Below are 3640 nucleotides of genomic sequence, written 5' to 3' on the forward strand. Positions count from 1 at the left end.
TTTTTCGGAAATTGTCAAAATAGGGCGTACTCACCTACAAGATGCAGTACCTCTAACTTTGGGGCAGGAATTTTCCGGATATGTGGCGCAACTAGATGCAAATTTGCAACGTGTTACTCATACATTGCCAGATTTGTATGAATTAGCTATAGGTGGCACTGCGGTGGGAACTGGATTAAATACGGTGAGTGGTTTTGCCGAACTTGCTGCCAAACATATTAGTGAAATAACCGGGTTGCCTTTTGTGTCTGCACCTAATAAGTTTGCTGCTTTAGCTGCTCACGATGCAATAGTGATGGCGAGTGGTGCTTTGAAAACTTTAGCTGGTTCGTTGCTGAAAATTGCTAATGATATTCGGTGGTTGGGAAGCGGACCTCGATGTGGGTTTGGGGAGTTGATTTTGCCTGCAAATGAACCGGGATCTTCAATTATGCCAGGAAAAGTTAATCCTACTCAGTGTGAGGCAATGACAATGGTGGCAACTCAGGTGATGGGGTATGATGCGGCGATCGCTTTTGCTGGTGCTCAGGGGAGTTTTGAGTTAAATACTTATAAACCGATGATGGTTTTTAATTTGATTCAGTCGATTAATTTAATTGCTGATAGTTGCAATAATTTTACTGATTTTCTATTAGTTGATTTGAAGGTAAATCAGAAAAAAATTGAGTTTTATCTGGAACAGTCTTTGATGTTAGTGACAGCTTTAAGTCCGAAAATTGGCTATGATAAGGCTGCGGAGGTTGCACATTTTGCCCATGAGAAAGATTTAACTTTGAAGGAAGCTTGTTTGGAGTTGGGTTATGTTTCGACAGAGGAATTTGACGAAATTGTAGTTCCGAAAAATATGACTCATCCAGGGAGTTAGTTTAATAAAAAAGAGTAAATGTAGAAACAGGCATCCTGCCTGTTCCACAACAATACTAAGAGCTGATTTGTAAACTTTACCAAGAGTCTTATATTTACCTAGCTTTTAGCAATTAAAAATTTACTTGAAAATAACTGCTAAAAACTAAGTATACCAAGTTCTTCATGCTTTAATATTTACAGTTATAAGGGTTTATTGGGTTAAGATTTACGCAGTAGAGGCTATATATAGGTCTCAAAACTCTTGTGTAATATAGCAATTCCCAAAAACCGTGAGGTACAGTTTTATATCCCCTCTTGCTTTGAAAGGGGGGATATAAAACTCCCCCTTTCAAAGCTATCCCTTACCCATAACTCCTGAAACCCTTGTGCGGACGGGGATACACGGAGAGGGGGAGACACGGAGAAAAAACCATAGCAACTAAGTTAAAATACTTAAATAGTTACAAATAAATGTACTTTTTCATACATCTTTCTCCCCAAAAAGCCGAACTGGGACTTACCCATAATTTGTTAGTTTTGTCAAGTTTTATGTCAAGAAATATGTGGGTAAAGCATAGCTTTCAAAGGAGGATTTAGGGGGATTATCAATTGTTCTTATTTATCAGAAGACATAATTATTAACTATTCTACGAGGTTTTCCTTTGAAGTTTAAACTAATCAAAAGTTATTGGGAAATAATTGTACTTTTTCTTTATTTAATTGTACCTCTAGCTCTAGCTTGGCAAATTCTATTAATTTATAGGTCTCCCCTTGAATTTGCATTATTTTTCATTTCTCTAATGATTACTCCGTTTTTTTGTTTAATTATCGGTATTTATTGGTTCATAGAAATTGTGAGAATATTCATATATTTTGTCAAAAAAGATAAGCTGAAATATTCTCCGTTAAAAACTTTAATTAAAGCCATAGGAGTACCATTATTAATTGTTTTATTTATTTTATTAGCAGTTTTTACAGATACAATTAGATTAAAATTATCTGAATCTGCTTTAATGAATTGTGTAAATACTCCTAATTTATGCCAAGAAGAGACCAGAATAGGATGGTTTTATGTTGAGTTTATTGACCAGCGCAGAGGATGTACTTTGTTTACAACTTTTACCTGGGGTTTTGATGACTTTGGTATTGCTTATGTGCCTCTTGGTGAAGAAAATTGTTTATATCGCGATAACCCGTCAGATGTAATAGTAGAAATATATGGTAATTGGTGGGGATATAGTCATTATAATTGATATAGTAATCCTAAAAATGATTTACCCTATAAACTTGGTTCCTCCCGTGTAAGTCCCGATTATTATAGTATATTACTACAATATGAAGGCATATATAAGGAAACAATAATGAATAATCTAGACTAAAAAAAGGTAGACGCCTTTTCTACTAGAAAATCAAGGTTCTATTGTTATAGATATAGATATTTAGGATTTGCTGAAAAAATATTTTTTTTGAATAGGGAGATAAATACACTTTGAAGTATAAAATAATCAAAAGTTATTGGGAAATAATTGTACTTTTTCTTTGTTTAATTGTATTTATAGCTCCATTTTGGCAAATTATATTAATTTTTAGGTCTTTCCTTGAATTGCTAGTATATTTAATTGCTCTGATAATTGCTCTGATTTTTTGTTTAATTATCGGCATTTATTGGGTCATAGAACTTGTGAGAATATTCATATATTTTGTCAAAAAAGATAAGCTGAAATATTCTCCGGTAAAAACTTTAATTAAAGCCATAGGAGTACCATTATTAATTTTTTCCTACATTTTATTAGTAACTTATACAGATACAATTAGATTAAATTTATCTGAATCTGCTTTAATGAATTGTGTAAATAATCCTAATTTATGTCAATACGATACCAGAATTGGATGGTTTTATGTTGAGTCCATTCACCAACGCGAAGGATGTACTTTCTTTAAAACTGGTACCTTTATGTTTGATGAATTTGGTATTGCTTATGTGCCTCCTGGTAAAGAAAAATGTTTATCTCTACGCAATAACGACGAGTTAGATATAATATTCAACATATATGGTAATTGGTGGGATTATTATTATTCTGATTTATAAACTTATAGCTGATTTATGAAGTAAATATTAAGGTACTAAATCAATTATCGGACACAAATCATCTTTCTTCCCTCCTGACTCCTCCGTCGTTATTTATAACTGTTCAACAGGACATGATATTATAGATATTTAGGGTTTGCTGAAAAAGTATTTTTATGATGGAGTTTTTCAAGATTTTACTAGAGTAAAAAGTAAGAATTCAGCAGTCAGCCAGTTATTTAACAGCTTGCCATAATACACCCAAAATTTGCTCAACATCTTTAATATAAAAATTACTTAAATCAATCATTAATTCCTTTCCTTCTAACTTTAAAAACTTCCAAATATCTCCAGTTGTGACCGCACCATAAATTCGATTAATTTCTTGATTTTCCTGTTCATTAAATAATTGTGCCGCTAACATTGTGGCAGCACATTGTCCTAAACCACCCTTGATATCCTCATTTTTTGCTTCAACAATAACTGCTACAGGAGCATTAATTATTAACTGTTCTGGAGAACGACTAATTAAAAAGTCACAATACCCATTTAAACTTCGGTCAAAGTCAATATTAAATTCAATTCCTGAGAATAAACTAACTGCATAATTTGCTTGTCTTCTGATTTCTAATAACAAGGGAGTAATAATCATTTCTGTTTGCGGAGCATTCCGTCAGGAAACGAGCTTTTTCTGTATTAATTGCCAACGCAAGTTGTACAGTTTCT

At 33.0% G+C, this 3640-nt stretch carries 4 protein-coding genes; 3 read left to right on the plus strand and 1 reads right to left on the minus strand.

Annotation, left to right across the window (positions count from 1 at the left end):
- From F6K22_RS35605 to F6K22_RS35615, 3 genes are all read left to right on the plus strand, one after another.
- A partial coding sequence (locus F6K22_RS35605) for a class II fumarate hydratase (RefSeq protein WP_293109285.1) occupies positions 1 to 865 on the plus strand: 865 nt, incomplete at its 5' end.
- A gap of 643 nt (positions 866 to 1508) precedes the next feature.
- Entirely contained in the window at positions 1509 to 2099 is a 591-nt protein-coding gene (locus F6K22_RS35610) for a hypothetical protein (protein WP_293109287.1), read from the plus strand.
- Positions 2100 to 2527: 428 nt separating this feature from the next.
- Entirely contained in the window at positions 2528 to 2935 is a 408-nt protein-coding gene (locus F6K22_RS35615) for a hypothetical protein (RefSeq protein ID WP_293109289.1), read from the plus strand.
- 214 nt (positions 2936 to 3149) lie between these two features.
- On the opposite strand, the gene F6K22_RS35620 is transcribed toward F6K22_RS35615, so the two are convergent.
- A complete protein-coding gene (locus tag F6K22_RS35620; RefSeq protein ID WP_293109291.1) occupies positions 3150 to 3566 on the minus strand; it encodes a hypothetical protein in 417 nt (138 codons plus the stop codon).
- Between the last annotated feature and the right edge of the window lie 74 nt (positions 3567 to 3640).

It is taken from the genome of Okeania sp. SIO2F4, from assembly GCF_010672385.1.
Classification (GTDB): domain Bacteria; phylum Cyanobacteriota; class Cyanobacteriia; order Cyanobacteriales; family Microcoleaceae; genus Trichodesmium.